Source organism: Paraburkholderia nodosa, from assembly GCF_001718195.1.
Classification (GTDB): domain Bacteria; phylum Pseudomonadota; class Gammaproteobacteria; order Burkholderiales; family Burkholderiaceae; genus Paraburkholderia; species Paraburkholderia nodosa_A.
Window position 1 is genome coordinate 172,260 of sequence record NZ_MCNV01000015.1, and the last position, 26,609, is coordinate 198,868.

Sequence of the window (26,609 nt, forward strand, 5' to 3'; positions counted from 1 at the left end):
GTATCAGGCGAATGCAGGAGACATGACCGGATCGTACCGCTCGCCGAGCACGCCGCTGCCCTCCACGAGTGCGGTGAGTACAACGTCGGCGAGCGGCAAGCCCTGCCAGAACGCGCGGGCGCTGGCGCCATGGGCCACGTGCAGCAACGAGAGCGAACCGGTGAGCACGGCACGCAACGCCAAGGGCCGCTGTTCATCAGCAACTCCATCACCGCCAGCACCGCGTTGAAGTGCGGCGGCGTAACGCGCACCGCGAACATCTCCGGCCGCGCGAAATATCCGTAATCGGCTGGCGCGCCATCTGTGCGGCGCGCCGCGACGCCTCTTCCATCAGCAATCCGCCCAATTCTTTCTCCTGTGCGGCTGCTTTCCGCGTGACATCTGAGCTTCCTCTACTAACGGCTCGGACGCGTCTACCTTGAGTCGATTTACACGTTTACCTCGTCTTTGTTCTGGTTATCCCGCAAGTTCATTCTGGCCCTTACGGCTAACGCTCCTCGATGTCGGGCCGCAGAAAGATACGCCGTGAATAGTTGTAAGCGACAGATCGAACGAAAAAGCACGGCCATTATTTCGCTATCCAGATTAATCTTTTGTTAGAAAAATGGCTGCCCAATCGTGCGCACCTCGGGCGCCCGAGGACCGGCATCGCGGGCTCGCAAGTGATTGTCGATCTGTCACCGCCGGGCGTGCATGTCGCGCCAATCCGGGACCTCACCGGCGATGCGCACTTCTCCGAAGTCACCTTCGACGATGTCGAATTGCCCGATGACGCACTGATCGGCACCGAAGGCGCGGGCTGGGAACAGGTCACCGCGGAACTCGCGTTCGAGCGCAGCGGCCCGGAGCGCATTTATTCGAGCATCGTGCGGCGGCCATTGCGAAGGCGCGAGCCGCGCCGCGCCGCTGGTGGCGAACGGCGCACACGCGCTCGTGGGCGCGATGGGCATCACCGCCGAGTTCGATCTGCAGCTCTATACGAGACGGTTACACGCGCAACGTCTTCAATATGGATCGGAGTCGTTCTGGGACGACGTGGTCGGCACGCACGCCATCGATCATTGGAACAATGTCGCCGCGGGAGTCATCGGCATTTACGATGCGCTCGACGAGGCCGCGGCGGTGGGGACGTAATCGCGCAACACGCGGGCCTCACGCCGTGCCACCGCGCGCGAAGACCACATCGAGCAGCACCTTCGCGCCGTCGATGAACTGATCGTCGTCCGTGTGCTCGCGCGGATTGTGGCTAATGCCCCCGCGGCTCGGCACGAAGATCATCGCCGCTGGCGCGATCCGCACAATCATTTGGGCGTCATGGCCCGCACTCGGCGTCCTGCAAACGCGTTTCACCCAGTTCGCGCAGTTGCCGAAGCAGCACTTCGCCATTCAGTTTCAGCATATTCACGATTGGTTGGTTCCCACCGGCAAGGCGAGGCGCGCGATCTCCGCGAAGTAGCGTGCGCCGGTCATCAGGATGTCGTCGTTGAAATCGTAGCCGGCGTTGTGCAGCGGAATCCCGCCGCGCTCCGGCGCGTCGCCGTTGCCGATGAAGATGAAATTCCCGGGCACGACCTGCAGGAACGCACCGAAATCCTCGGAGATCATCATCGGTTGCACGTTGGCGTCCACGGCGGCGTCTCCCGCCACGCTGCGCGCGGCGTTCACTGCCAGTTCGACGAACTGCTCCGAATTGACCGTTGGCGCGAACTCGTGCGTGTACTCGAAGCTGCATTCGGCGCCGTGCGTCTGGCAAATGCCGACGCTGACTTCCCGCATGCGGGTTTCTAGCAGCGCTTGCACCTCCTTCGAATAGCTGCGCGTATCGCCCTTGATGATCACGTTCGACGGAATGACATTGCGAATGCCGTCGGTGATGAATTCCGTGCAGGAGATCACGGCTTGCAGGCTCGGGTCGAGATTGCGCGACACGATGGTTTGCAGCGCGAGCACGATTTGCGCCGCGATGACGATGGGATCGGCCCCCATGTGCGGGCGCGCCGCGTGCGTGCCACGCCCCTTGATATGGATGACGAAGTTATCCTCGCTCGCCATGATGCCGCCCGCGCGCGTGGCGAACGTGCCGGCGGGCATGCCCGGCATGTTGTGCGCGCCGAAGATCGCATCGACGGGAAACCGTTCGAACAGCCCGTCCGCCATCATCGCCTTGGCGCCGCGGCCATGCTCTTCGGCCGGCTGGAAGATGAAACGCACCGTGCCGTCGAAATCGCGCCGCTCGGCGAGCAGCCGCGCCGCGCCGAGGACCATCGACATATGGCCGTCGTGTCCGCATGCATGCATTTTTCCCGCGTTCAACGAGGCATGTGCGCGGCCCGGCGCCTGCTCCGCGATATTGAGCGCGTCCATATCGGCGCGCAGGCCGATCACGCGCTTGCCGTTGCCGACCGTGAGGTTTGCCACGAGCCCCGTGCCGCCAATGCCGCGGTGCACTTCGAGACCCAGTGTCTCGAGGATATCGGCCACGTAGTGGGCGGTATGGATCTCCTCGAAGCCGGTTTCGGGACGTTGGTGCAGATACTGTCGCCAGCTTTTGAGTTGCCCTTGCAGTGTGCTTTCCATGTGGGGGTGTCCTCTTTTCGGTTACTGCGCGACCTGACTCAGCCAGGCGTCGCGACGGGCCGCCACGGTCTCCGCGGACGCGCCGACCAGTTGCGCGTACACGCCGGGCGCCGTGGCGCCCTCGGTACTGATCAACAGGACGCGTGAGGCAGCGTCGAGCCCTGCTGCGCGCGCGAGATCGGGTTCGCGCATTAGCATCGCGAGGCCCGCAAGCCCTGCCGCGCCCGATTCGCCCGCTACGATCGGCACGTCGCCTGCCGCGCCGGTGGCGAGGCTACGCATCGCCTCCACGGCATCCTCGTCGTAGATCAGCATGAAGTTGTCAACACACGGCTCGAGTATCTGCCACGCGAGCGGCGACGTCTCCCCGCACGCAAGGCCCGCCATCACGGAATCGACCGACCCGGTGGCTTTCGCTGCGCGGCCGGCGATGGCGCTTTGATACAGGCAGTCGGCCTGGCGCGGTTCGACCACGATGAAACGCGGACGCGCCGCGCCATGATGCTCCCACAGGTAGCTGGCTACGCCGGCCGCGAGCCCGCCCACGCCGCCCTGCAGAAACACGTGCGTCCACGCATCGCCGGACTGTTCGATGAGTTCCGCCGCGATGGTGCCGTAGCCTTGCATGACGTCGCGCGGGATCGCCTCGTAGCCGCCATAGGAGGTATCGGAAACGACGTGCCAGCCGTTCGTTTTCGCCAGTTGCGCCGCGTGCTCGACCGATTCGTCATAGTTGCCGACGATGCGAACGATACGCGCGCCGTACGCGGCGATCGCCGCTTCGCGCTCGACGCTGACGTTCGCATGCAGCACGATCACGCAGTTACAGCCAATCGATTGCGCGGCTGCGGCGAGCGCCTTGCCGTGGTTGCCATCGGTCGCGCTGATGACCGTGAGGTTCGTGACCATCTCGCCGTAGCGGCCTTCGATCAGCTTGCGAGGATCGATCTCCTGCAGGGGCCACAGGCGCATGATGAGGCGCATCAGCGCGATGGGTGCGCCCAGCGCCTTGAAGCTGCCAAGAGGAGAACGAAACGATTCGTCCTTGAGTCCAATGCGAGCAACGCCCAGACGCGCCGCTGCGCCGTCCAGATCCCAGAGCGGCGTGGACTCCGGGCTGATCAGCGACCAACCGGCGAGCCATGCCCGGCTCTCGTCGCCCGATTTCACGTTCAGGATGGCCCCGAGCGTTTCGGGGTAGGCATGGCGCGTGGCGCGCGGGTTGGCGATCAGCATGGGTGGGCTCCGGTGGACTTGCGATGTCGAAATGATATTGCGCAGCCCCCGCGAAAAAGTCTCATAATGCGGCCACGTCACGCAAAAAAATATCGACTTTCAGGCTCCCGCGTAAATGGCGACACATCTAGACTCCTTCGACCGCAAACTCCTGATGGAAGTCCAGCGCGACGCCCAGATTCCCCAAAACGAACTCGGCGCACGCGTGAACCTCTCTACGGCTGCGGTGAACCGGCGTTTGCGCCGTCTCGCCGACGAAGGCGTGATCGACCATTACGCGGCGATCGTCTCACCCGAGAAGGTCGATCATCCCATCACGATCGTCGCGACCGTCGAGGTGGAGAGCGAGCAGATCGACTTGCTGGACGCCATGAAGCGCACCTTCGAGCGCTGCCCGCAGATTCAGCAGTGCTACTACGTCGCGGGCGAGTGGGATTTCGTGCTCATTTTTGCGGTGCGTAACATGGACCAGTACACGGAACTCACGCGCGAGCTATTCTTCTCGAACAACAACGTGAGGCGGTTCAAGACGCTGGTGAGCATGAGCCGCGTGAAGGTGGGACTCGAAGTGCCGCTCGCGCTCGACGGCGAATGACGAATGCGGGCTGCGACGCAGACGCCACGCGGTCATCTGAACAACAGGAGCCACGACCCATGAGCGACGCCGTGCATCATGCTGGAGCCATTGAAAGCGAAGACTTGTTCCACCACCCGGAAATCGCGACGCTGCGCGCGGACCTCGCGCTCGCACTGCGTGCCGCCGCGCATTTCGGGTTGGGTGAGGGCGTCTGCAATCACTTCAGTGTCGCGCTTCCCGGCGAAGACGGCCTCTTTCTGCTGAACCCGCGCGGCCTGATGTGGAGCGAGGTGATGGCCGACGACATCGTCATCGTCGACGCACAGGGGGACGTGATGGCGGGCCGCCATGCCGTGGAGCCGACGGCGATGTTCATTCATGCCGCCATCCACGGCATCGCGAAGAAGGCCTGCGTGCTGCATACGCACATGCCGTATGCGACCGCCCTCACGCTCACGGTGGACTGCGGGCTCGATACGACCTTGTCGCAGAACGCGATGCGCTATCACGGCCGCGTCGCCCTCGACCGCGAGTACAACGGCCTCGCGCTCGGCCCCGAAGAAGGCGAGCGCATTGCGCATGCGGTCGACGGCAAGGACATCGGCTTCCTCGGCAATCACGGCGTGGTAGTGTGCGGCGAGCGCATCGACTACGCGTTCGACGACCTCTATTACCTGGAGCGCGCCTGCGCCGCGCAGGTGCTCGCGGGCTCGACCGGGCGCGCGTTGCGGCCCGTGGCGCCCGAACTCGCGCAGCGCGTGGCCGACCAGATTCAGGGCGAGCGATTGCAATCGGAGTTGTTCTTCGCGGCGCTGCGAAGAACCCTCACGCATGCCTGACGAAAGGGCCGCCCTACCTCCCCTGCCACACCGCCTTGCGCTTCTCCGCGAACGCCGCCGCGCCCTCTCGCGCGTCGGCGGAAGCGAACACCGGGTCCGTGATCTCGCGCTGACGCGCGAACATCTGAGCACTGGACCAGTCGCGCGATTCGCGCATCACGCGCTTGCTCGCGGCCACCGCGAGCGGGCCGTTCGCCACGATCTTCTGCGCGAGTTCGAGCGCGCCCGCCAGCGCTTCGCCCGGCGCGGTGAGACGGTTGACGAGGCCGAACTCGAAGGCCCGCTGGGCGCCGAACATGTCGCCGGTAAGCACGAGCTCCATCGCGATACGCTCCGGCACCTGCTGTTGCAGACGCAACAATCCGCCAGCCGCGGCGCATAGCCCGCGCTTCACTTCGGGCAAACCGAACTGCGCGTTGTTCGCGGCCACGACGAGATCGCTCGCCAGCACGACTTCGAAGCCGCCCGCGAGCGCATAGCCTTCGACCGCCGCAATCAGCGGCTTGCGCGGCGGCGCTTCCGTGAGCCCGGCAAAGCCGCGGCCCGGCAGGCTCGGCCGTTCGCCTTCGAGAAAGCCCTTCAGGTCCATGCCCGCGCAAAACGTGCCGCCCGCGCCAGTGATGATGGCAAGCCGCAGATCGTCACGCTGTTCCAGTTCGTCCAGCGCGGCGGCTATCGCTTCGGCCACCGCCTTCGTGCAGGCGTTGCGTGCCTCGGGACGGTTGATCGTGAGGATCTGGATGCCGTCACAGAATTCGATCAGCAATTCGTCGCTCATGGTCGGCCTCGCTCATGGTCGGCCTCGCTCAGCGCGGCTGCATGCGAATCGCGCCGTCAAGGCGAATGGTCTCGCCGTTGAGCATCGGATTCTCGAGAATGTGCAGCGCGAGCGCGGCGAATTCGTCGGCTTCACCGAGTCGCGGCGGGAACGGCACCATGCGACCGAGCGATTCGCGAATTTCCTCGGGCAGGCGCGCGAGCAGCGGCGTGTCGAAGAGACCAAGTGCGATCGTGCACACACGGATGCCCTTGCTTGCCAGGTCGCGCGCGGCCACGAGCGTCATGCCCACCACGCCCGCCTTCGACGACGCATACGGCACCTGCCCGATCTGCCCTTCGTACGCCGCCACCGAAGCCGTGAGCACGCAAGCGCCGCGCTCGCCTCCGGCATCGGGCTCGTTGCGCGCCATCGCCGCCGCCGCGAGGCGCAGCGCATTGAAAGTGCCGAAGAGATTCACGCGCACCACGTTCTCATAGGCTTGGAGCGAGCCCGGCGAGCCGTCCTTCTCGATCAGGCGCACCGCGCCGCCACGACCAGCGCAATGCACGAGCGAGCGCAGCGTGCCGCGCTTCGTAGCCGCCTCGAATACGGCGTTCATGTCGTCGGCGCTCGTCACGTCGGCGGGCACGAAGCTCGCGCGCGCGCCGAGTTCATCGGCCACGGCCGCGTGTACAGGAACGGATCGCCCAGGCGGTCGCCACGCGCACGCGCGATGAATGGACCGCCGTGTTCGAAGGCAGCGACGCATGCGTCACGCCCGTGCTGGGTCTTGCGGAAGCGCCGCTCGATGCGCACAACGTGGCGCGCGGCGCGTTCGCGCAGAGCGGCGGCGCATGGCAGCCGCAATGCGCGCCGCGCTTCGTGGACTACGGCGGCGAGAGCGCTTAACCTCGCACCGCGCCCAGCGCTGCTTCGTCGTCGGCGAGCAGCGACAGTTGCCCGCTCGCCACGATATGGCTCAGCGGCGCCGGGCGGCCGAGCAGATAGCCCTGCACTTCGTCGCAGCCTTCGTCGGCGAGCAGCGTGAGCTGCGCCTCGGTTTCGATGCCTTCGGCCAGCACCGGAATGCCGAGGCTCTTGCCGAGCGCGAGCACCGCGCGAATGATCGCGGTGGCCTGGCGGCTCGACTCGGCCTCGCTGATGAAAGACTGGTCGAGCTTGATCTTGTCGAACGGGAACGAGCGCAGCGTGTCGAGCGACGAGTAGCCAGTGCCGAAGTCGTCCAGCGCGATGCTCACGCCGATCGCCTTGATTCGCTGCAGCACGTCGAGCGAGCGCTCGCGGTCCGCGAAAATGGTCGTCTCGGTCAGTTCCAGTTCCAGCCGCTCGGGCGCGAGGCCGGTCTCGACCAGCACGGTCTCGACGAGCTTCGGCAGGTCCGCGTGCGAGAACTGCACGGGCGAAAGATTCACCGCCACCTTGTACGGTGGCGACCACGAAACAGCGCGCGTGCAGGCCTCACGCAGCACCCAGGCGCCAATGCCGAGAATGAGGCCGTTCTCTTCGGCGAGCGGAATGAATTCGGCGGGCGAGATGAAGCCGAGCCGCGGATGCTCCCAGCGCAGCAGCGCTTCATAGCCGCAAATTTCGCCGCTCGCGATCGAGGTCTGCACCTGGTAGTGCACGCTCAGCTGCCCGCGCGCGAGCGCCTCGCGCAAGTCGTGCGTGAGCGAGCGGCGCGCCCGCGCGATCTCGTCCATCGCCGGCTCATAGAAGCACACCGACTGCGCCAGATCCGCCTTCGCGCGGTACATGGCGAGGTCGGCGTTGTTGATGAGCACGGTCTTGGTGGTGGCGTCGTCGGGATAGATGGCGACGCCAAGGCTCGCGCCCGAGAGCACTTCGGCGTCGTCGTAGCGCACCGGCCGGTACAGCGCGGTTTCGAGGCGCGAGAGCAGATCGCCGAGATCATCGCGCGAGGAGAAGCGCGTGAGCGCCACGAACTCGTCGCCGCCCACGCGCGCCACGAACTCGCCTTCGCGCATCAGGCTCGAAAGACGCCGCGCGAGAATGCGCAGCACTTCGTCGCCAGCGTGATGGCCGTGCAGGTCGTTGATTTCCTTGAAGCGGTTCAGGTCGATGCCGATGAGCGCCAGCTTGCGCGTGTCCTGCGTGCGTGCCAGTTCGGCGTCGATGCGTGCGTTGAAGCTCGCGCGATTGGGCAGGCCGGTGAGCATGTCGCTCATCGCCATCGTGCGCAGATGCTCGACGGATTCGGCGCGCACGCTGTCGTCGAGCAGAAAGCTCACGCAGCCCGCGCCTGCAATCACGAGCGCCATGCACGCCACGGCGAGCGCGAGCGCGTGCAACGCGGCGGGATTCGAAAAGTGTCCGTCGAGCGGCATCGGCACCACCTGGAACGCGGACATGCCGGTGAAGTGCAGCGCGGCGATGGCGAGCGCGAGCACGCCCGCCACGAGGCGCGCGGACGCGTCGGCGCTCGCTCGCGCGCTGGCCGCGTTCTCCTGCGGGCGCCGAGCGGCCACGCCCGCGAGATGCAGCGCGAGCGCGCTGATTGCGACTGCAAACACGATCGACAAGGCGATCCCGACGCGATTCCAGATCACGATGCCTTCCACGCGATACGCGAGCATGCCTGCGTAATGCATGAGCGCGACCGCCAGCCCGACGATCGCACCGCCCAGCGCGGGCGCAGCACGCGTGAGACGGTTCGCGGCGTGGCTCGTGGCGAGCAGGAACCCCGCGAAACTACCCACGAGCGCGATGAGCAGCGACGTGATGGTCAGCACGGGGTCGAAGGCGATCGGCACGCCCGGTTCGAAGCCGAGCATGGCGACGAAGTGCGTGCACCAGATATCGGCGGCGGCCACGACGGCCGCGATGAACGACCAGCCCATGTGCTGCAGCGAACGCGTGGCGAACGCGCGCAGGACGAGCCGCGCCGTGACCCACGAGCCCGCGGCACAGATCAGCAGCGCGACGACGACGAGCCACAGGTTGTGTTTGTAGACGATGCAGCCCGCCACGCTCATCATGGGAAGATCTCCTTGTTCACCACTCGTTCACCCGGACGTCGGACGAAGCCGCGTCCCTGTTCGCCCGCACGCGCGGCTTCCAGGCTGCCCGCCTGGTGTTCGGTACGCGCACTCAGGTTCGCGTTGCCTTCCGCGATTTCGAGCGCGGCCTGCTCCACGTGCGCCGTGCTCGTGCTGACCTCCTGCATGGCGCGCGCCATCTGGGCGATCGCCCCCTTGAGCGCGACCGCCGTGGGCGCGCTGGCCGGAACGCCGTCCATCGCGAGGCACGAATACATGATCGCGTCGGCGGCGCGCGCGACGTCGTCGAGCGCGCGAATGACCACGCGCGGTGGCGAGCCGGACAGTCGAAGCGACTGCGCGCGACCCGGCGAATCTGCCAGCATGAACGACACTTGAATGAGGAAGAAAAGTTGCAGGTAGGCGTTAATGCGGCGGCAGCTGATGGACCTTGATGCGCCTGGTTGAATTCGGCTGCAAAAAGAGCCGCCGTAAAGGCATCGGCGCGACTCGTTGGCGGGCTCGACAGGGAAAATCGGGACCGCGCACGAGTTTACGGCAGCAAATCAATAAACTTCAGGAAACCCTTTATGGGACAGGTATTTGCAAACGTTTGCAATGTTTTGGTCCCGTTTATTTGCCGCTTGCCGAACGAGCCCCGTTTATCGCTGGAGAAACTACCAATAGCACGACCGTTCTATTTTAGGTACGCTAGCAGCCTTCTCCTCTCAAGATGCGAGACCGTTCCGCCATGTCGCTGATCCTTTCCCGCCGCGATCTGAACTTCCTGCTCTACGAATGGCTCGATGTCGAAAGCCTCACGCGTATTCCGCGCTACGCCGATCACACGCGCGAGACCTTCGACGCCGCGCTCGACACCTGCGAGAAGATCGCCACTGACCTCTTCGCGCCGCACAACAAGAAGAACGATCAGTACGAACCGCACTTCGACGGCGAAACGGTCACGATCATCCCCGAGGTCAAGACGGCGTTGAAGGCGTTCAGCGACGCAGGCCTGATGGCCGCAGGTCAGGACTACGAATACGGCGGCATGCAGTTGCCGCTCGTCGTCGAGAAGGCAGGCTTCGCGTGGTTGAAGGGGGCGAACGTCGGCACGAGCGCCTATCCGTTCCTCACCATCGGCAACGCGAACCTGCTGCTCGCGCATGGCAGCGCAAAGCAGATCGACACCTTCGTGCGCCCCGAACTGGAAGGCCGCTATTTCGGCACGATGTGCCTTTCCGAGCCGCAAGCGGGTTCGTCGCTTTCGGATGTCGCCACGCGCGCCGACTTCGAATGCGACTCCCCGCTCGGCGCGCAATATCGTCTGCGCGGCAACAAGATGTGGATTTCGGGTGGCGAGCACGAGCTTGCCGAGAACATCGTGCACCTCGTGCTCGCCAAGATTCCCGGTCCCGACGGCAAGCTCATTGCGGGTGTCAAAGGCATCTCGCTGTTCGTCGTGCCCAAGTACCTCGTGAAGGAGGACGGCTCGCGCGGCGAGCGCAACGACGTCGTGCTCGCAGGCCTCAATCACAAGATGGGCTATCGCGGCACGACGAACTGCCTGCTGAATTTCGGCGAAGGCACGCAGCACACGCCGGGCGGCCGCGCGGGCGCGATCGGCTACCTCGTGGGCGAGCCGCATCACGGGCTCGCGTACATGTTCCACATGATGAACGAGGCGCGCATTGGCGTGGGGCTCGGCGCGACGATGCTTGGCTATACCGGCTATCTGCATGCGCTCGATTACGCGCGCAACCGTCCGCAAGGGCGTCCCGTGGGCGCGGCGGGCAAAGATCCGGCTTCGCCGCAGGTGAGGCTCGTGGAGCACGCCGACGTGCGCCGCATGCTGCTCGCGCAAAAGAGCTACGTGGAAGGCGCGCTCGCACTCAACCTCTGGTGCGCCAAACTCGTGGACGAAGCGGGTGCCGCCAGCGGCGCGGCGCGCGAGCCGCTCTCGCTGCTGCTGGACCTGCTCACCCCCATCGCGAAGAGCTGGCCTTCGCAATGGTGTCTCGCGGCCAACGACCTCGCCATCCAGGTGCACGGCGGCTATGGCTACACGCGCGAGTACAACGTCGAACAGTTCTATCGCGACAACCGTCTCAATCCGATCCACGAAGGCACGCATGGCATTCAGGGGCTCGACCTGCTCGGCCGCAAGGTCGTCATCAAGGACGGTGCGGCGCTCAAGGTCTTCGTGGCGCGCGTGCAGGCTACGCTCGAACGCGCACACGCTTCGGGCACGGCAGACGAGGCCGCCCACGCAAGCACGCTCGCAGCCGCACTCGAGCGGCTCACGCAAGTCACGCGGCAGTTGTGGGCAGCCGGCGACCCAGCGGTGACGCTCGCCAATGCTTCGGTGTACCTGGAAGCGTTCGGCCACGTGGTCCTCGCCTGGGTGTGGCTCGAACAGGCGCTCGTGGCACGCGCGGCGCTCGCCAAAACCGGCGGCGAGGAGGCGGACTTCTATCGCGGCAAACTCGCGGCGGCCGCTTACTTCTTCGCATGGGAGTTGCCGAAAACCGGCGCGCAGTTCGATCTGCTCACCTCGCTCGACCGCACCACGCTCGATATGCAGGACGCGTGGTTCTAAAGCCGCGATCACGGAGCGAAAGCCAGGCGCCCCAAAAGACCGGACTGGCGTCGGCCTTTTGGGGCGCTGCCCGATGCCTCACGCGAGGCATCGGTTCACTTCACGTGCGTCGGGCCGTCAGTTCGCGGCCTGCTGCTCGAAACGCCTGAGCAGATCGTTGCCGCGCGAGTTGGCCGAATCGAGCGCCTGTTGCGGCGTCTTCGCGCCCGTCCACACCTGTTCGAGTTCCTCGTCCACGATCGTGCGGATCTGCGGCATGTTGCCAAGGCGCAGGCCCTTCGTCCACGGCAGCGGCGGCTTGTTGAGCATCTGCTTCGTGGCCGTGTCGGCGCCGGGATGCGACGCGTAGAAGCCTTGTTGCTGCGTGAGTTCGTACGCGGCCTTCGTCACCGGCAGATAGCCCGTGTCCTGATGCCACTTCGCGGCCACGGCCGGCGAGCTCAGGTACGCGAGGAACTTCGCCACGCCCTTGTAGACCTCGGGGTTCTTGCCGCCCAGCACCCACAGGCTCGCCCCGCCGATGATAGCGTTCTGCGGCGCGCCCTTCACGCTCGGGTCGTACGGCATCATGCCGGTGCCGAACTTGAACTTCGCATACTGCTGCACGTTCGCCAGCGCACCCGACGAGCCCATCATGATGCCGCAGTCGCCGCTATAGAACTTCGCGGTGGCTTCATCCTTGCGGCCCACATAGGTGAAGGTGCCCTGCTTCGCCATGTTCTGCAGGAAGGCGATATGCGCGACCTGCATCGGCTTGTTGATTTCGAGTTGCGCGTCGAGGCCGTCAAAGCCGTTGTTGCGCGTCGCGATCGGCGCGCCTTGCCATGCGCTGTAGTTCTCTATCTGGATCCAGCCCTGCCAGCCCGTGGTAAAGCCGCAGCTCATGCCCGAGGCCTTCAGCTTCGCGGCGGCTTCGGCGACTTCGGGCCAGGTTTTCGGCGGCGCGTCGGGCAGGCCAGCCTTCCTGAAAGCGTCGCGATTGTAGTAGAGCACCGGCGTCGAACTGTTGAACGGCATCGACACCAGATGGCCCGTCCTGGCATCGCTGTAATAGCTCGCGATGGTCGGCACGAAGGCCTTCTCGTCGAGCGGCACGCCGGCGGTCTTCATCACGTCGTACACGGGCAGCACGGCCTTCTTTGCGTTCATCATCGTGGCGGTGCCGACTTCGTACACCTGGAGGATGGCGGGCGCGTCGCCGCTGCGATAAGCCGCGATGCCGGCAGCGAGCGTCTGGTCGTAGGTGCCCTTGAAGACGGGCACGATCTTGTATTCGCTTTGCGACGCGTTGAATTGTTCGGCGATCGCGTTCACGCGTTCGCCGAGCTGGGACTCCATGGCATGCCAGAACTGGATTTCCGTGGCGGCATGCGCGGCTTGAGCGCCGCCCGCCAGCACCGCGGCGGCGATCAGCGCGCGCAAGCGGCCGCGCGAACCTGCGCGTTGTATCTCGTGCTTTTTCATCTGCCTCTTCTTCCTGTTATTGGTCGTTGTCCCGGCGCATGCGCGCGAGGAGGCGCGGCGCGGGACTTTGGTTCAGGACTTCGATTTTCGACTTTGATACATCGGACCGTCCGCCGGCGGTCGCTTGCACGCGTGCACGGCACCCTCGGCCCAAGGCAGGGCAAGGGTAGCACAGCGAATGGGACGCCCGTGTGATGGCTTGCCGCGCGGTGTCAATGGTCCGCGGGATCGTGGCAACAGACGCAGAACTTGTTGCCTTCGGGGTCGCGAAAGTACGCGCCGTAGTAGTTCGGGTGATAGTGCGGGCGCAGCCCGGGCGCGCCCTCGTCGGCACCTTGCCTCCTCGTTAGCAGCGGCGCGCGGGGCGGTGTCAGCCGCGCCGCTGCGCCATGAACAGCACAGAAGCGGGCTTGCCGCTGCGCGGGTCGAGCGGCTCGCGCAGCGCACGCCAATCGAGACCGCTCACGTCGAGCAACGCGACCCAGCTTTCGAGCGCTCGCGGGCCACCAGAAGGCGTCGGGCAAGACGATCGACGCGGACACGGGCGAGCTCGTCAACGCGGCCGCCTCGTTCGGCGACTTCGACAACGATGCGAGCAACGACAAGCAGGCGATGGTGATGGCCGGGCTACGTCACAAGTTCGGGTTCGCTTCGCGCGAGGCACGCGCGGCGGGCGCGCCGGAAATCGTTCGCCGCGATGAACTTCGGCTATAATCGCCCCCTGTCTTAGGGGAGTAGTCTGCAACGCCTGCTTCGGCGTTGCGCCGCCGTCAACATAATTGGTGCCCCTGCACCATGGCGCCGGCAGCCGTATTGCGGATCATTGCAGCGCATCGCTGCAATAGCGCGGCCTGACGAGACCTATGACGTTTTCCCTTTCACCCGGGCCGGGCGAAGGGAAGCGTCATGGTTTCGGTGCCCGGCTCGCACATCACGGCAAAAATAATGACTCGTCTCGCCCCGCTTCACCTCCTCATTTGCGCCACGGAGCGGTCGTCATGATCTTGACGTTCGCCTTGCTCATTGCCGCGGCCGGCATCATCTACCTGTCCTGCGAGACGTTCGTCAATAGCGTCGAGTGGCTCGGCCACAAGCTCAAGGTCACGCAAACCGCAACCGGCACGATCCTCGCCGCATTCGGCACGGCGCTGCCCGAGAGCGTGGTCACGCTCGTTGCCGTCGCTTTCGGCGGCGATCCCGCGCACAAGGAAATCGGCGTAGGCGCCGCGATTGGCGGCCCGCTCGCGCTCAGCACGATCGCCTATGCCGTCGTGGGCTTCGCGTTGCTTGCGACAGCGAAGCGCGTGGGGCGCGAGCGCGCGGCCACTGTCGACGTCAATACACGCCGTCTGCGCCGCGACCAGCTCTGGTTCCTCGCAATCTTCGTCGCGAAGATCGCGCTCGGGCTCGTGGTGTTCAGCTTCAAGCCAGTACTGGGGATCGCGTTTCTCGCGGCCTACGCGTTCTACTGCTGGAAGGAGCTTTCCGCTGAAGATAGCGGCGAGGTGGAAGGCGATCTCGAGCCGCTGAAGCTGCGCCCGCACGACGACAATCCGGCCATGGTGTGGATTCTGCTGCAGACGCTGGGCGCGCTCGCCGTCATCTTCGCGGCCTCGCATCTGTTCGTGCAGCAGATCGGTGCGGTGGGACCGTGGCTCGGTCTAAGCCCGCAGTTGACCGCCGTGTTGTTCAGCCCGATCGCCACCGAGTTGCCCGAGATCATGAACGCGATCATCTGGGTGCGCCAGGGCAAGGAGCGGCTGGCGCTGGCGAACATCAGCGGCGCGATGATGATTCAGGCCACCATTCCCACGGCGTTCGGCCTCTTCTTCACGCCGTGGCATCTCGGCACGCCTTCGATTCTCGCGGCCGTGACGACCATGATCGCCATTCTGATCCTGCAATGGGCGTTTCGCGCGCCGAAGGTACGTAGCCGTCAGCTCACACATGTCGGCTGGCTCTATGCAGTGTTCGCGTTGTTGCTGTTCGTGGTGTGACGCGGCCAGACGCCAGGCTCAGGCTGCCTCGGCGGCGGCCTGGGCAACGCCCGCGTGGTGATGGAGCCAGCGGATCATGTCCGAATGCCTGACCACGCCAACCAGCCGACGCGCATCGTCCATCACTGGAATGTCGTGGTAGGCATGCTCGACAAAAATCGGCACCAGATGCGCGAGCGGCGTGGCCCGATGGACGGCGTGCACGCCGGCTGCCATCACGGCTTCGACCGTTTCTTCCACGCGCGCCGATTCGCGCTGCGCCGCGCGACGCAGCGTGTTCCTGAATCGCTTGAGGCCAGCCGCCGGCGCAAGGTCGCCGAGCGCGTGATGCGTGACGACGCCGACCACGCGATCCATCGCATCGACCACGGGGAGCGTCGAAGCACCGTGGCGGCGGAACATCTCGTGCGCCGCACGCGCGCCCATTGTTGCGGGCACGGCGGGACAGCCGATCGACATGATCTCCTCGCAAGTTAGTTGTTCGAACGATTTTTGCGGAAAATCCAGCGGCGCGAGTCGCTGTTGCGACAGCACGGCAAGCGGCGCGGCAGCGGCTTCCGGCGTGGGACGAAACGCAGCGCGCGGATAGCGGTGCCCGGTCAGCGCGTGGAAGGCCAGCGCCGCACTGAGCAACGCGAAGGACTGGAACGCAATAGGCGCGATCACGAAGTGAAAGCCGAGCGCGTGAACCGCGGGGCCGCCGAGCACGGCGGTCAGCGCGACCGCGCCTGAAGGCGGATGCACGCAGCGGCACAGGAACATCGCGCAGATCGCGAGCGCCACCGCCACGGAAGCCGCCGCGACCGGCGATGCGATCCATTGCGCGCACGCCACGCCCACCAGCGCAGAGACGAAGTTGCCGCCAAGAATCGACCACGGCTGCGCAAGCGGGCTGTCCGACGCGCCGAAGAGCAGCACCGCGGAAGCGCCCATGGGCGCCACGAGCAGCGGGATGTCGCCCGCCGCGCCGAACATCACGTGGGTTGCGAGTCCCGTGAACGCGATGCCGATCAACGCTCCGCCACAGCGTCGCCCCCGCTCGCGCCATTGCGGCGCAGCCGGGTTGGGCACGAAACTCGTGAACCATTCGATGAGCGCGGTGCGGGTCATAGCGGGGCTTGCTGGTCGGTATGTCGGCCAAATTACCGACGCGCGCCGAATATCAACAATTGATATTTCTGTGCGTACATATAATTCATCCTGTATGCATGTTTGAATTCTCCACGCACATTTTTCTCGGCAATTCGGAATCGATTGGTCTAGAATGTCGACATGAAATCCGATACCCGTTCTGGCCCCGGCCGTCCACGCGAATTCGACGAGCAGGAAGCCGTGCAGAACGCGCTAGAGGTGTTCCGCGCGCGCGGCTATGCGGCAACGTCGCTGCCCGACCTGATCGAGGGTACGCAGCTCTCGCGCGGCAGCCTCTACAAGGCGTTCGGCGACAAGCACCAGCTCTTTCTCGCGGCGCTCGACTTCTATACCGAGCGCGGTATCGCGCGGCTTACGCGCAATCTGCGGCACGCGTCGGCGCGCACCGCGCTGCGCGAGGCGCTGCGTCACTACGTGCGCCTTTCCGTCGGCCTCGAAGGGCTTGCGGGCTGCCCGGTGACAGCCGCCGCCACCGAATGCCTGCCCTTCGATGCCGAAGTGAAAGCCCGCGTCACGGACATGTTCGCGCGCATGCAGGCGCTGCTCGCCGGCGCGATCCGGCGAGGCCAGGCAGCGGGCGAACTGGCCGCCGACCAGAATGCCGACGATCTCGCGCGCTTCCTGCTCTGCACGATCGAAGGTATGCGCGTGCTGGGCAAGACTGACGCCGGCGGGCACGCGATCGATGCAATTGCTGAAATCGCGCTGAGCGCCATCCGCTAGTTTTTTTGGCTAATTAGGAACCAATTAGTTCCATATGGAGGCTGCATGACGAATCTTTCGACTGTCGAAATGCCGTCCACGCGAGCGGGCGCACGCACCTGGTGGGCGTTGACCGTGCTGCTGATGGGCACGCTGTTGCCGCCGCTCGACTTCTTTATCGTCAACGTCGCGCTGCCGTCGATGCAGGCCGACCTGCATGCCAGCCCCGCTATCGCGCAGCTGGTGATTTCGGCCTATGCGGCGACCTACGCGATCTTTCTCATTACGGGCGGCCGGCTCGGCGACCTGTACGGACGGCGGCGCATCTTTCTCGTGGGCATCCTCGCGTTTGCGGCGGCTTCGGCCGTGTGCGGGTTCGCCAGTTCGCCCGCAGCGCTGGTGACGGGACGCATCCTTCAGGGCAGCGCCGCAGCCGTCATGGCGCCCCAGGCGCTTGCGTCGATCCATGCGCTCTTTCCGGCGCATCAGAAGGGGCTTGCACTCAGCCTCTTTGGCGCGGCTTACGGGATCGCCGCGGTCGCCGGCCAGGCGCTCGGCGGCGTGCTCGTCTCGGCCAACGTATTCGGACTCGGCTGGCGCAGCATCTTCCTCATCAACCTGCCCGTCGTGATGGCGGCCGCGCCCGCGGCGTACTGGCTCGTGCGTGAAAGCCGCTCGGACCACCCCGCGAAGCTCGATCCCGGCGGCATGGTCCTGCTCGGCATCGCGCTGGCTGCGCTCGTCGTGCCGCTGATCGAAGGCCGCGAGCGCGGCTGGCCGGTCTGGACGTGGGCGTTGCTCATTGGCGCCGCGCCACTGTTCGCGATCTTCTGGCGCTACGAGGCGCGCGTCGCGAACGCCGGGCGCGACGCGCTCGTGCCGCCCGTCATCTTCGCCGCGCCCGGCCTCGTGCGCGGGCTCGTTGCCACGCTTTTCTTCTATTCGCTCGCACCGTTCTTCATGATGTTCGCGATTTACGTCCAGCGTGCGCTCGGGCTCGCGCCGCTCGAAGTCGGATTGCGCATTCTGCCCCTGGGCGTCGGCTTTCTGGTCGGGCCGCTGCTCAATCCACTGATCGTGCGCCAGTTCGGGCATCGTGCGGCGGCGGCCGGTATGGCAATCGAGGGGTGCGGATTAATTTGGACTGCCATGCTTGTTCACGATGCTCAACTCCACGCACTCAACGCGTCGCTCTTTCTGATCGGCTTCGGCCAGGGCGTGGCGCTGCCCGCGCTCGTCAGGCGCAATGTCGAATGTGTCGATCGACGCTGGTCCGGTCTTGCCGCCGGGCTCGTCAGCTCGGTTTTGCAGGTCAGTGCCGCGCTCGCCGTGGCGCTGCTCGGTGGCCTGTTTTTCGCACTTGCCGGGCCGGATGCGAGCAGCGCGCAGGTGGCTCGCGCGTTCGCAACAACCGTTGCGATTATCGGCATTCTGCTTTTCGTCGCAGCGTTGCTCGCCAGCGGGCGCAATAATCACGCGCCGCAATTGCGCAATCAGCACGTATAAGAATAAGTGCGCCCGACGCGCTGCATGAAACGATGGCCATGCGTCGGGCCGATCGAACTCGTCAACGAATACGGCCAGCACGCGGTGTGCGTGAAGGTATGCGGTCGAGCCGCCCTGCTCGATGCGCCCGATGTAGACGGCCTGATCGTAGAAGTCAGCAAGCTGCGCGCGCTCATGCAGCCAGCCGTGCCCGAGCAGCTCTTGCTCTCGCATCAGTATGTGCTCGAGATCGATCCGTGCTGGTACACGGATCGCAATCCGCTCCGGGTGGGGCTTTTCAGGCACGGGTGAACGGCGCGCTCTCAGCGTGCCGTTTGCTTTTTGAGTTAACAAACCCATGCCTCCGCGCCCGGATAGGTAACCGGTTCCCACAAACGGTTACCTGAGCGCGCGCATCAGTCGAACGTCGGCGAGGTCAGTTGATAGCCGTCGCGGCTGATGGTATCGATGCGCACTTCGATGCCTTCGCGCGCGAGCTTGCGCCGCTGCCGCGAGACGACGAGGTAGACGGTTGAAGCGTCGATGTCCTCTTTCTCGGGCCACGCGTAGCGAATCATCTGGCCGCGCGGCGCGCGATAGCGTGTGCATACGCTCGTGCATTTCCATGAACGAGAACTGTAGCGAAAGCACGCGTCGGCGCCCGCGCGCAGCACCTTCGAGGTCCCAGCGCAAGACCGGTGGGCATCGCGCGGATATCCTCGGCGAGCCAGCGCCCGTCCGGTGCGAACAGGCCGTAGAAGTTGTCGCGCTGGTCGGGGCGTCGGAAGCGCGCGTCGATGGCGCCGGCAAGGCTCGCGTCGCTGCGCGAATCGAAGTACCGCAGTTGCCAGCGCAGGCGGCTGTCGGTCTCGCGCATCATGGCGCGCGTCACTGAGTATTCGATGATGCCGAGCAGCGCCATGAACGCGAGCGAGAAGATCGCTGCGGAAACGGTGAACCAGCGGAACGTGGTCCTCTGCCAGTGGTCGGGCCAATGACCCGCACGTCCGGCACCGCCCGCGACGACGCCGGAACGAACAGGCCAGGCCCGAGCGCCAGCCAGGCAGGTTCATCGCGCGCCTCGCACACAGGGCCCGGCGTCGTGCAACGCCTGCAGTTGCGCGGTCGTGCATCGCGCGCACGGTGCTTTCTCGCTGACTGACGCGGCTACCCAACCATGGGCCATGAATGGTCGGCTCGACGACTCACTGGCGAACCCACGAACGCGGATGCGGCCGCCGCACCGCATCTGACTCAGCAGGCATGTCACAGGTACCCGTTCGTCAAACCGGCCCACGAGGTCACGCATGCCGGTCTGATACCGCAAATTACGGTACTCGAGGCGGTGCGTTACGACCCGAACTCGGACGACGACACCCGCCGATATCGAAGCCGCCCAGCAGCGTCTCGCCGACCGGTACCGCAGCGATTGCCTGCGGCGGCACACCGCGGCCGCGGTTACCTTTCCCGCGTATTCACACTGAGATCCGGCAGGCGCTCGGTGGGCCGTAGGTTACCGATAAATCTTGTGCAGTGCACCTTGTCCGGTTGGCGCCTGACTTTCCTTGATTGTTTTGGGTCGCGGCCCAAGTGGACCTTCGGTGACTCCCATGTTTGGTGACCTGAGGTGGGTAACCGGAAATGGGAGGAACGGTTCGTCCACAAGTGCGCATCTCCGGATCGCTGGTTCCCCTGACCTGGTTCAGCGGGCGTCCAAGGCTGGCAGGACGCTTTACGGTTCGATCCAACTGGTGTCGTAGTCATTCAGCCGGTCCCATAGGCAGTTACCTTTGGACGAAGAACAGCACCATAGACGTAGACCATCCGGGTGTTTCCCTCGGTAAATCAACGGTTTGATTCGATCTCTAGAAGTTTATTCTCAAGAAAAGGGGGCTTAGCTAATGCTCCAGGGTGCCCGCAAAGCGTTGGTAGACGGGCTAGGTAACCCGGAATGGGGTTACGGAGGTTGGTGACCACTTACATGCGATTAGGTCCCCGGTTTTGGGAGACGTCTTTCTCATCGAACGCGTGTTTCAGTGTTTACCTTTTACGCTTTAACAACTTTAGTAAACCTTTAGACGGCTCGAACCCTTACCAGGCAAGGCTTTGCGGCCGATTTGGTGGCGCGTTATGGGATTTGTGGTCCCGGGTATGGGAGTTCGGGGTTGTGGATATGGGACTTCGGTACCCGGGCATGGGGTTTACGGGTTGTGGATATGGGGGAAAGGTCGCCCGCTATGGGAAAAGGAGCGGTTTTGCCTTCAGGTCACTGTTTATGGGAGTCAGTGAAGGTCGCTGCTTATGGGATGCGGGGCTTTTCTTGAGGGTGTTCAAGAGGACCCGTCGCTTGAGTTCAGGTAACCGTCTTTGGGAATCGGTATGGGTAACCAGATATGGTGGCTTGTCGGGAGAGGAATTCCGGCGTTATCGTGCGCCGGATTGGCTACCCGCATGAATCCTTGGACGCGGAGAAGCTGGCTGGAGCCAGGTAACAGCCTATGGGATCAGGCGTGGGTCACCAGTTATGGGGGAAAGTGCTGATCCGCCGACCTCGAGCGCCGTATTTGGCCCCGCAAGGGTAGCCATTTGTGGGAGCCGGTTCAGGTCACCATTTATGGGCGTACTGGGCATGACGACGCTTGGCCGAGCTGCTCCGGGCGACAACCTGGATAGCAATGTGAAAAATCCCATGGACAGCTACCTGTTGAGGCTAAATTCTCGGAGTGAGTACTCACATTTTGCATAAAGGTCACCGGCTATGGGATAGTTTTCAGGACGCGGCGACGCAAAGGTCACCATTTATGGGTCCGTGCGCGGGGCCTGTTCAGAGTGCCCAGGACGGGTTCCCGGTGGCCATCGAGGCAGAGAATCGCCGGCTGTCAATGCTCGTAGCCCTTGGGTGTCGTGCCGCGTCACGATTGCGTCTGTGGCCTTGAGTCACCTGATCGCTTGGTATACAGTTACCAACCGACCAGGTTCCCTTTCATCGTGGGTCATATGGCAAGAAAAAAGGCCGAAGCCGGCGACGCCGACAAGCAAGGTGCACTCGTATTCCAGCAAGGCCAGCCGCCTGATCTGTTCCGCAAGGCCGTTCCGGCGATTCATATCGCACCGAAATCCGGCTCGATCAGCCTGCAGCAGCGCAAGATGTTCAGCTCGCTGATCAAGAACGCCATTCGCCAGGATTCCCTCGACCGCGGCCGCTCCTCGTTCGAGATCACGATCTCCGCCCTCTCCCAGGACGTCGATCTGAACAGTAACAACACCGAGTACGTCAAAGAAACGATCAACTCGCTCATCAGCACGGTCGTCAACTGGGACTACCTCACGCAGGACAAACGCAGCATCTGGAAGGCGTCCGGCTTGCTCGCCGGCGCCGAACTCGAGAGATCGGTATTGCGCTATACCTTCTCCGAACAGATTCGCGGCGAACTGCTCAATCCTGAAATCTACGCGATGATCGATATGCGCATTACGCGTCAGTTCAGGAAGGCGCATTCGCTTGCGCTGTGGGAGAACGTCGTTCGCTACGAGGCCGTGGGTGTGACGGCGCGCTTTCCGCTCGCGACGCTGCGTGACCTGATCCTTGGGCAGGATACTTCGGCGCAATCGTACAAGCTCTACAAGCAGTTCAAGAGCCGTGTGCTGGTGCCCTGCATCAAGGAAGTCAATGAGATTTCGGATCACAATTTCGAGCTCATCGAGCACAAGGTGGGACGCTCGGTCGTCGCCCTGCAGTTCCGCGTGACCCGCAAGCCGGAGACCGATCCGTCCCAGGAGCTGCGTGCAAACGAAACGCTGCTGATTGGCGAGATGTCGAAGTTCAGCATCCCGGTTTCCGAGGCGCGGCGCCTGCTCAAGCAGTACGGCGAGGACAAGATTCGCACGGCGGTGGCCTATACCGCGGCGCGGGTGGCGCAGAAAAATTCGGCGCCGCTCGCCAACGTTGCGGCGTATTTCCGCAAGGCGCTGACCGAGGGCTACGAGTTGCCCGGTGCGAATGCCGCCGCGCCCGCCACCGACGCTGGCCGCGCGCGCGAAAGTCAGGATCAGGTGAAGGACCGCTATATCGCTGCGAAGATCAATGAGGCGCGCGCCTACTTCAATGAACTTGAATACGACGACCAGACTGCGCTGATCAAGCGCTACAACGAGACGGTCGGTATGGACAAGCTCAAGGTGTCGACGGCGAAGGTGCCGAGCAAGATGGCATCGACGAACTTCTTCCGTTGGGTGGTTCTGGACACCTGGGGCCAACCGACTGCTGCGGATCTGCTTGAATTCCTGCTGAGCGGACAACAGGCGCCGGCCGGGGGCGAAGGCCTGCAGGCGGCGGAAATCGATCTCGCGCTGAAAGCTCGGGACGAGTGAAGGCGATGGATCTAACGGGACGGCGGCTTCGGCCGCCATTTTTTTTGTGCGATTCGCTGTGAGTACATGCGGATAGTGCTCAAGGAAATTTAGCTAAATATAACGACGTAGAATTCGTAGCTAAATATATATTTCGAAGCTTCTGAGTGTTAGATCGACCGCTTTTTTGGTGACGAGTCAAGCTTCGACTGTTTGAGTGCCTCGGAGTGATGTTTGTGCTCTGTCTCGGCGTACGCGGATGCCGATGGCGCTTGGTTGCTTCGTGCTGTTCCGCGTTGATCTCCACGTGGAGAGTCGCTGCTTTAAACGATCAAGAATGTGTGGATGCGGCGAGATACACGCAATGGATGGAACTCGCTTACCGTCACTGCCCATCCCTTCATCCCGGGTAGTACCTGCTCACGCGTCATCATTCTCCCGAATGCTGATTGAGGACTCTCCACGTGGAGAATCGCTCAGAACACTTGCTGGCCGGATCGCTTCTGGACATCGACATCACACTCACTGCACTGCGCTAATTCGAGGTCAAGTCGATCACTCTCCACGTGGAGAATTGCTCGGTGTTCCTCGTCTCCCTCCGCGAAGATACCTATCGAGCACTCTCGCGCAACTTGAACTTTCCTCCCGCGTCACCAACGTAATGCACGGCTGTGCAAAGATCCAGTGTCTAATCGACCTGCGAGCAGACGAGCTCCGCAACTTCGATGGGCGCATTCTGCGATCTCCACGTGGAGATCAGCGCCCATCACTGTTGAAACATCGCGATCCCGTCAATCCACCCCGCCCACCAGCCCTCTCCATTGCATCCAATTCTTATCCGTTCAGCCAATTGGTTGTGAACTGACAACGTCCGGGGCGGAATTTCTAGAATTTACTTTAAGTTGCCAGTAGACTGTCGAATGACTTGCTGGAGTCTCCACGTGGAGAGTGCACCTGGGAGACTCGCCCGCTGTTGAACAATTGCATGGAGAAACGAATGGGTCTCGTGATAGCCGTAGCGAACCAAAAAGGTGGGGTTGGCAAAACCACTACCAGCATGAATCTGGCTGGGGCATTTCAGGCTGAAGGCTATAAGGTCTATGTCGCCGATGCCGACGGTCAGCAATCTTGCATGAGTTGGTGTGCAGCGGCCGGTCCCGAAACGCCTCTACCGTTCCGCGTCGGCAGCATTCACAAGCTGGAGAAGATGATTGGGCCGGAAATCGCCGCACTGGCGAACGACTACGACGTCGTTATCGTCGACTGTCCGCCTAATATCAACGACCTGACTACCGCGCGAGTGCTTGCCGTAGCCGACGCAACTGTCATTCCGACGGACGCATCACCGATCGACATCTGGAGCAGCGAAGGGATGATGGAGTTGGTCGAGCGAACCCGCGTGGCCAATCCGGCCGGAAAATTCGCAATTTTGTTGAATAAATCTAATTCGAAGACGCTGCTGCATACGCAGATGAGCGCCATCCTCGCTGAGAGCAACGTCCGCGTATTTTCGGCAACCATCAAGCAGCGTGAGCTCTACCGTCAGGCGGCAGCGCTTGGCCGCACCGTCTTCGATGTGCGCGGCGTGCGCGGGGCGAAAGTCGCGAAGGACGAGATCAGCGCTGTCTACAACGAGATCATTGCGCTGGTTCAGGAAGAAGAAGAGGAGGAGGTCGTCAATGGCCGCTAAGCTGAATTTCACCAGCAAGGTCCGCGCAGGCATGGCCGCCGAGCGTGTTTCGGCTGGCGAGCGTCTCGCGGAAGCCGATGTCGTCAATATCGCGCAGCGCGACGCGGGTGTACCCAACGCCGTAGACACGCCCGCCGCTCCGCCTGCCGAAGTCGTCGAGGCACCGCTTTCGCTGCATGCGGTCCGCAAGATTTCGGTCGAAGATGTCGTCTCCAATCCCTACAATCCGCGCGCGTTCTACAGCGCCGAGACGATCGACGAGCTGGCAGAAAGCTTTGCGACGCAAGGGCAGATCACGCCGATCCTGGTCACCAGACTCGCGGCGTTTCCCGGTCAATATGTGATCGTCGACGGCGAGCGCCGTATTCGTGCTGCGCGTTCGCGCGGCGACAAGTTCATCGACGCCGATGTCCGCGAGGGCCTCGACAACCAGAACCTGTACCTGCGCGCCTATCACGCCAACAAGGAGCGCGAGGAGCAGACGGTATTCGACGATGCGCTCGCGTGGAAGAAGCTGCTCGATGATCGCGTCTACGTCGACCAGATCGAGTTGGGGGTAGCGGTAGGCGAAGATCCGAAGCACATCAGCAAGGTGATCGCACTCACGTCGCTGCCGCCCTATCTGCTGCAGAGAATGGCGCAGCATCGCAAGGACGTCGGACTCGGACACGCCTACAACATCAAGCTGATCTTCGACCGGGCGGGTGCAACCGTTGCCGAGCATTGGCTTGCGCAGGTGGTCGAAGGGAAAGCGAGCGTGCGCAAGCTCGAGGCGGCGGCCTCGGCTGAAGCGGGTGCGCGCAGCGTCGGGCCGCGTCGTACGCATTACCAGTCCCGCGTCCAGTTCAATCGACCGGACGGCGTCGCGCTGGGCGAACTGAAGCTGTTCGGCGACGGGCGCGCGGAGCTGAGCCTGAAGGGCATCGCGCCTTCCGATCAGCAACGTCTTGCCGAGCGCGTGAAGGCAGTCATCGAGCAGTGGGCTTCGGAGATGGATACGACCGGGGCGACCTGAGCGTCGCGAGTAGCGGCTAACGGTGGCAGGGGAGGGCGTCGTCGGGCGCCCTTTTTCGTTGTCGAGGCGACGCGGGCTATACGCCAGTCACCACCGGGGTCGAATCCGTGAAACAGGCGCGAAAAAATACCGGATCAGGCTTACCTATTTAAAATCAATGGGTTAGACAGGGTTTTCTAGAATGTTTCACGAAACATGTTAGCTTGGATCGGGCTAAATCACGTTTTTTGCGTCTCTCGCCACGAAGATACCCGCTGCAAGCGAAAAACGTAGCAAATAAGACGTAATTTGTAGTGCATTACAATCAACAAGATTGTGAGCAATTGACAAGGCTCGCCCCTCAGGTCATCCTACAGAGATGAACTGCCGCCTTTTCACGATTGCGTTGATTATTAGCACCATTCAACGAATGGTGGGTTAGCGTACGTCTGGCAGCAGTGACAACAACAACCCGCCCCACGAGGCGGGTTTTTTGTTTCCGCCTCCTGGCCAAAACGAAAGTGAAGACAGGAGCCGTCATGCAGGTGCATCAAAGCCGCCCCACCGCCGAAGCCACTGAAGTCGTCAAAGCTACGGATTCCGCAGAGTCTCGACGCGACGAAAACGACTATCTCCGCAAGATTCTCACAGCGCGTGTCTACGACGCCGCCCGCGAAACCGAACTCGAGCGCGCCCCGAACCTCTCGGCGCGTCTGCGCAACGCCGTGTTCCTCAAGCGCGAGGACAACCAGCCGGTGTTCTCCTTCAAGCTGCGCGGCGCCTACAACAAGATGGCGCATCTCTCGCCCGCGCAGCTCGAGCGCGGCGTGATCACCGCCTCGGCGGGCAACCACGCGCAGGGCGTCGCGCTTTCGGCGGCGAAGCTCGGCGTGAAGGCCGTGATCTGCGTGCCGGTGACCACGCCGCAGGTGAAGGTCGATGCCGTGCGCGCCCACGGCGGCGCCACCGTCGAGGTCGTGCAGGCCGGCGAGTCGTACAGCGACGCCTACGCCCACGCCGTGCGCCTGCAGGAAGAACGCGGCCTGACCTTCGTGCATCCGTTCGACGATCCCCACGTGATCGCCGGCCAGGGCACCGTGGCCATGGAGGTGCTGAGCCAGCATCAGGCCCCGATTCACGCGATCTTCGTGCCGATCGGCGGCGGCGGGC

General features: G+C 63.6%; 24 protein-coding genes, 2 pseudogenes and 1 riboswitch. Of the genes and pseudogenes, 14 read left to right on the forward strand and 12 right to left on the reverse strand.

Annotated elements, in window-relative coordinates:
* Positions 1–3: 3 nt before the first annotated feature.
* A complete protein-coding gene (locus BFD71_RS24300; RefSeq protein ID WP_069266859.1) occupies positions 4–183 on the reverse strand; it encodes a hypothetical protein in 180 nt (59 codons plus the stop codon).
* A gap of 432 nt (positions 184–615) precedes the next feature.
* Here BFD71_RS24300 and BFD71_RS39345 point away from each other — a divergent pair.
* Together BFD71_RS39345 and BFD71_RS41550 are read left to right on the forward strand one after the other, a co-directional pair.
* A pseudogene (locus BFD71_RS39345) lies at positions 616–869 on the forward strand (acyl-CoA dehydrogenase family protein); the annotation flags it as partial.
* Between the two features lie 73 nt (positions 870–942).
* On the forward strand, positions 943–1,134 hold the full coding sequence (locus BFD71_RS41550) for a hypothetical protein (RefSeq protein WP_069266861.1): 192 nt from the start codon (positions 943–945) through the stop codon (positions 1,132–1,134).
* A gap of 18 nt (positions 1,135–1,152) precedes the next feature.
* Here the strand turns inward: BFD71_RS41550 and BFD71_RS39350 are convergent.
* The 3 genes and pseudogenes from BFD71_RS39350 to BFD71_RS24320 all read right to left on the reverse strand — a co-directional run.
* Positions 1,153–1,332, reverse strand: a pseudogene (locus BFD71_RS39350) (M20/M25/M40 family metallo-hydrolase); the annotation flags it as partial.
* A 69-nt stretch (positions 1,333–1,401) separates the two neighbouring features.
* Complete coding sequence (locus BFD71_RS24315; protein WP_069266862.1) at positions 1,402–2,577, reverse strand: M20 aminoacylase family protein; 1,176 nt, start codon at positions 2,575–2,577, stop codon at positions 1,402–1,404.
* A gap of 21 nt (positions 2,578–2,598) precedes the next feature.
* The gene (locus tag BFD71_RS24320; RefSeq protein WP_069266863.1) at positions 2,599–3,813 is read right to left on the reverse strand and encodes a diaminopropionate ammonia-lyase; all 1,215 of its coding nucleotides are present in this window, start codon (positions 3,811–3,813) and stop codon (positions 2,599–2,601) included.
* 115 nt (positions 3,814–3,928) lie between these two features.
* On the opposite strand from BFD71_RS24320, the gene BFD71_RS24325 reads away from it, so the two are divergent.
* Together BFD71_RS24325 and BFD71_RS24330 are read left to right on the forward strand one after the other, a co-directional pair.
* The gene (locus tag BFD71_RS24325) at positions 3,929–4,408 is read left to right on the forward strand and encodes an Lrp/AsnC family transcriptional regulator (protein WP_069266864.1); all 480 of its coding nucleotides are present in this window, start codon (positions 3,929–3,931) and stop codon (positions 4,406–4,408) included.
* 59 nt (positions 4,409–4,467) lie between these two features.
* Positions 4,468–5,229 carry an aldolase gene (locus BFD71_RS24330; RefSeq protein ID WP_069266865.1) on the forward strand — a complete coding sequence of 254 codons (762 nt, stop codon included), beginning with the start codon at positions 4,468–4,470 and terminating at the stop codon, positions 5,227–5,229.
* 13 nt (positions 5,230–5,242) lie between these two features.
* On the opposite strand, the gene BFD71_RS24335 is transcribed toward BFD71_RS24330, so the two are convergent.
* The gene (locus BFD71_RS24335) at positions 5,243–6,007 is read right to left on the reverse strand and encodes a crotonase/enoyl-CoA hydratase family protein (protein WP_069266866.1); all 765 of its coding nucleotides are present in this window, start codon (positions 6,005–6,007) and stop codon (positions 5,243–5,245) included.
* 28 nt (positions 6,008–6,035) lie between these two features.
* The gene (locus BFD71_RS24340) at positions 6,036–6,671 is read right to left on the reverse strand and encodes an SDR family NAD(P)-dependent oxidoreductase (protein WP_069266867.1); all 636 of its coding nucleotides are present in this window, start codon (positions 6,669–6,671) and stop codon (positions 6,036–6,038) included.
* Here BFD71_RS24340 and BFD71_RS40715 point away from each other — a divergent pair.
* The gene (locus BFD71_RS40715; RefSeq protein WP_368602325.1) at positions 6,596–6,898 is read left to right on the forward strand and encodes a CoA transferase; all 303 of its coding nucleotides are present in this window, start codon (positions 6,596–6,598) and stop codon (positions 6,896–6,898) included. The genes BFD71_RS24340 and BFD71_RS40715 overlap by 76 nt on opposite strands.
* Here the strand turns inward: BFD71_RS40715 and BFD71_RS24345 are convergent.
* Both BFD71_RS24345 and BFD71_RS24350 read right to left on the reverse strand, forming a co-directional pair.
* The gene (locus tag BFD71_RS24345) at positions 6,895–9,006 is read right to left on the reverse strand and encodes a putative bifunctional diguanylate cyclase/phosphodiesterase (RefSeq protein WP_083245441.1); all 2,112 of its coding nucleotides are present in this window, start codon (positions 9,004–9,006) and stop codon (positions 6,895–6,897) included. The two genes, BFD71_RS40715 and BFD71_RS24345, sit on opposite strands and share 4 nt — an antisense overlap.
* Positions 9,003–9,392, reverse strand: coding sequence for a hypothetical protein (locus BFD71_RS24350; RefSeq protein WP_141710785.1), 390 nt, complete (start codon positions 9,390–9,392; stop codon positions 9,003–9,005). Before BFD71_RS24350 ends, BFD71_RS24345 begins: the two co-directional genes overlap by 4 nt.
* Before the next feature lie 365 nt (positions 9,393–9,757).
* Between BFD71_RS24350 and BFD71_RS24355 the strand changes: the two genes are divergently transcribed.
* Positions 9,758–11,605 carry an acyl-CoA dehydrogenase gene (locus BFD71_RS24355; RefSeq protein WP_069266869.1) on the forward strand — a complete coding sequence of 616 codons (1,848 nt, stop codon included), beginning with the start codon at positions 9,758–9,760 and terminating at the stop codon, positions 11,603–11,605.
* Positions 11,606–11,722: 117 nt separating this feature from the next.
* Here BFD71_RS24355 and ugpB read toward each other — a convergent pair whose 3' ends face one another.
* Entirely contained in the window at positions 11,723–13,069 is a 1,347-nt protein-coding gene (gene ugpB, locus BFD71_RS24360; RefSeq protein ID WP_069266870.1) for a sn-glycerol-3-phosphate ABC transporter substrate-binding protein UgpB, read from the reverse strand.
* Positions 13,070–13,786: 717 nt separating this feature from the next.
* A riboswitch (yybP-ykoY riboswitch) is annotated at positions 13,787–13,891 on the forward strand.
* A 176-nt stretch (positions 13,892–14,067) separates the two neighbouring features.
* Here ugpB and BFD71_RS24365 point away from each other — a divergent pair.
* The gene (locus BFD71_RS24365) at positions 14,068–15,066 is read left to right on the forward strand and encodes a sodium:calcium antiporter (protein ID WP_069266871.1); all 999 of its coding nucleotides are present in this window, start codon (positions 14,068–14,070) and stop codon (positions 15,064–15,066) included.
* A gap of 18 nt (positions 15,067–15,084) precedes the next feature.
* Here the strand turns inward: BFD71_RS24365 and BFD71_RS24370 are convergent, their stop codons facing one another.
* Positions 15,085–16,176 (reverse strand): HPP family protein, encoded by a 1,092-nt coding sequence (locus BFD71_RS24370; RefSeq protein ID WP_069266872.1) that lies wholly within the window; start codon positions 16,174–16,176, stop codon positions 15,085–15,087.
* A 162-nt stretch (positions 16,177–16,338) separates the two neighbouring features.
* On the opposite strand from BFD71_RS24370, the gene BFD71_RS24375 reads away from it, so the two are divergent.
* Genes BFD71_RS24375 through BFD71_RS24385 form a run of 3 tightly spaced genes read left to right on the forward strand, consistent with a single transcriptional unit; the run spans position 16,339 to position 18,717 of the window.
* The gene (locus BFD71_RS24375; protein WP_069266873.1) at positions 16,339–16,941 is read left to right on the forward strand and encodes a TetR/AcrR family transcriptional regulator; all 603 of its coding nucleotides are present in this window, start codon (positions 16,339–16,341) and stop codon (positions 16,939–16,941) included.
* Between the two features lie 45 nt (positions 16,942–16,986).
* Complete coding sequence (locus tag BFD71_RS24380) at positions 16,987–18,426, forward strand: MFS transporter (RefSeq protein WP_083245443.1); 1,440 nt, start codon at positions 16,987–16,989, stop codon at positions 18,424–18,426.
* 24 nt (positions 18,427–18,450) lie between these two features.
* Positions 18,451–18,717, forward strand: coding sequence for a hypothetical protein (locus BFD71_RS24385; protein ID WP_069266874.1), 267 nt, complete (start codon positions 18,451–18,453; stop codon positions 18,715–18,717).
* A 104-nt stretch (positions 18,718–18,821) separates the two neighbouring features.
* Here the strand turns inward: BFD71_RS24385 and BFD71_RS42275 are convergent, their stop codons facing one another.
* The gene (locus BFD71_RS42275) at positions 18,822–18,983 is read right to left on the reverse strand and encodes a helix-turn-helix domain-containing protein (RefSeq protein WP_256094902.1); all 162 of its coding nucleotides are present in this window, start codon (positions 18,981–18,983) and stop codon (positions 18,822–18,824) included.
* Positions 18,980–19,327: a hypothetical protein gene (locus BFD71_RS42280; protein WP_069266875.1), complete on the reverse strand. Its 348-nt coding sequence runs from the start codon at positions 19,325–19,327 to the stop codon at positions 18,980–18,982. The genes BFD71_RS42275 and BFD71_RS42280 overlap by 4 nt, the downstream gene beginning before the upstream one ends.
* Positions 19,328–21,402: 2,075 nt before the next feature.
* On the opposite strand from BFD71_RS42280, the gene BFD71_RS24395 reads away from it, so the two are divergent.
* From BFD71_RS24395 to BFD71_RS24410, 4 genes are all read left to right on the forward strand, one after another.
* Positions 21,403–22,776, forward strand: coding sequence for a replication initiation protein (locus BFD71_RS24395; RefSeq protein ID WP_069266876.1), 1,374 nt, complete (start codon positions 21,403–21,405; stop codon positions 22,774–22,776).
* Between the two features lie 976 nt (positions 22,777–23,752).
* Positions 23,753–24,445: a ParA family partition ATPase gene (gene parA / locus BFD71_RS24400; protein ID WP_069266877.1), complete on the forward strand. Its 693-nt coding sequence runs from the start codon at positions 23,753–23,755 to the stop codon at positions 24,443–24,445.
* On the forward strand, positions 24,435–25,460 hold the full coding sequence (locus tag BFD71_RS24405; RefSeq protein WP_083245445.1) for a ParB/RepB/Spo0J family partition protein: 1,026 nt from the start codon (positions 24,435–24,437) through the stop codon (positions 25,458–25,460). Before parA ends, BFD71_RS24405 begins: the two co-directional genes overlap by 11 nt.
* A gap of 518 nt (positions 25,461–25,978) precedes the next feature.
* The coding region (locus BFD71_RS24410) for a pyridoxal-phosphate dependent enzyme (RefSeq protein WP_141710786.1) at positions 25,979–26,609 on the forward strand (631 nt) is incomplete at its 3' end.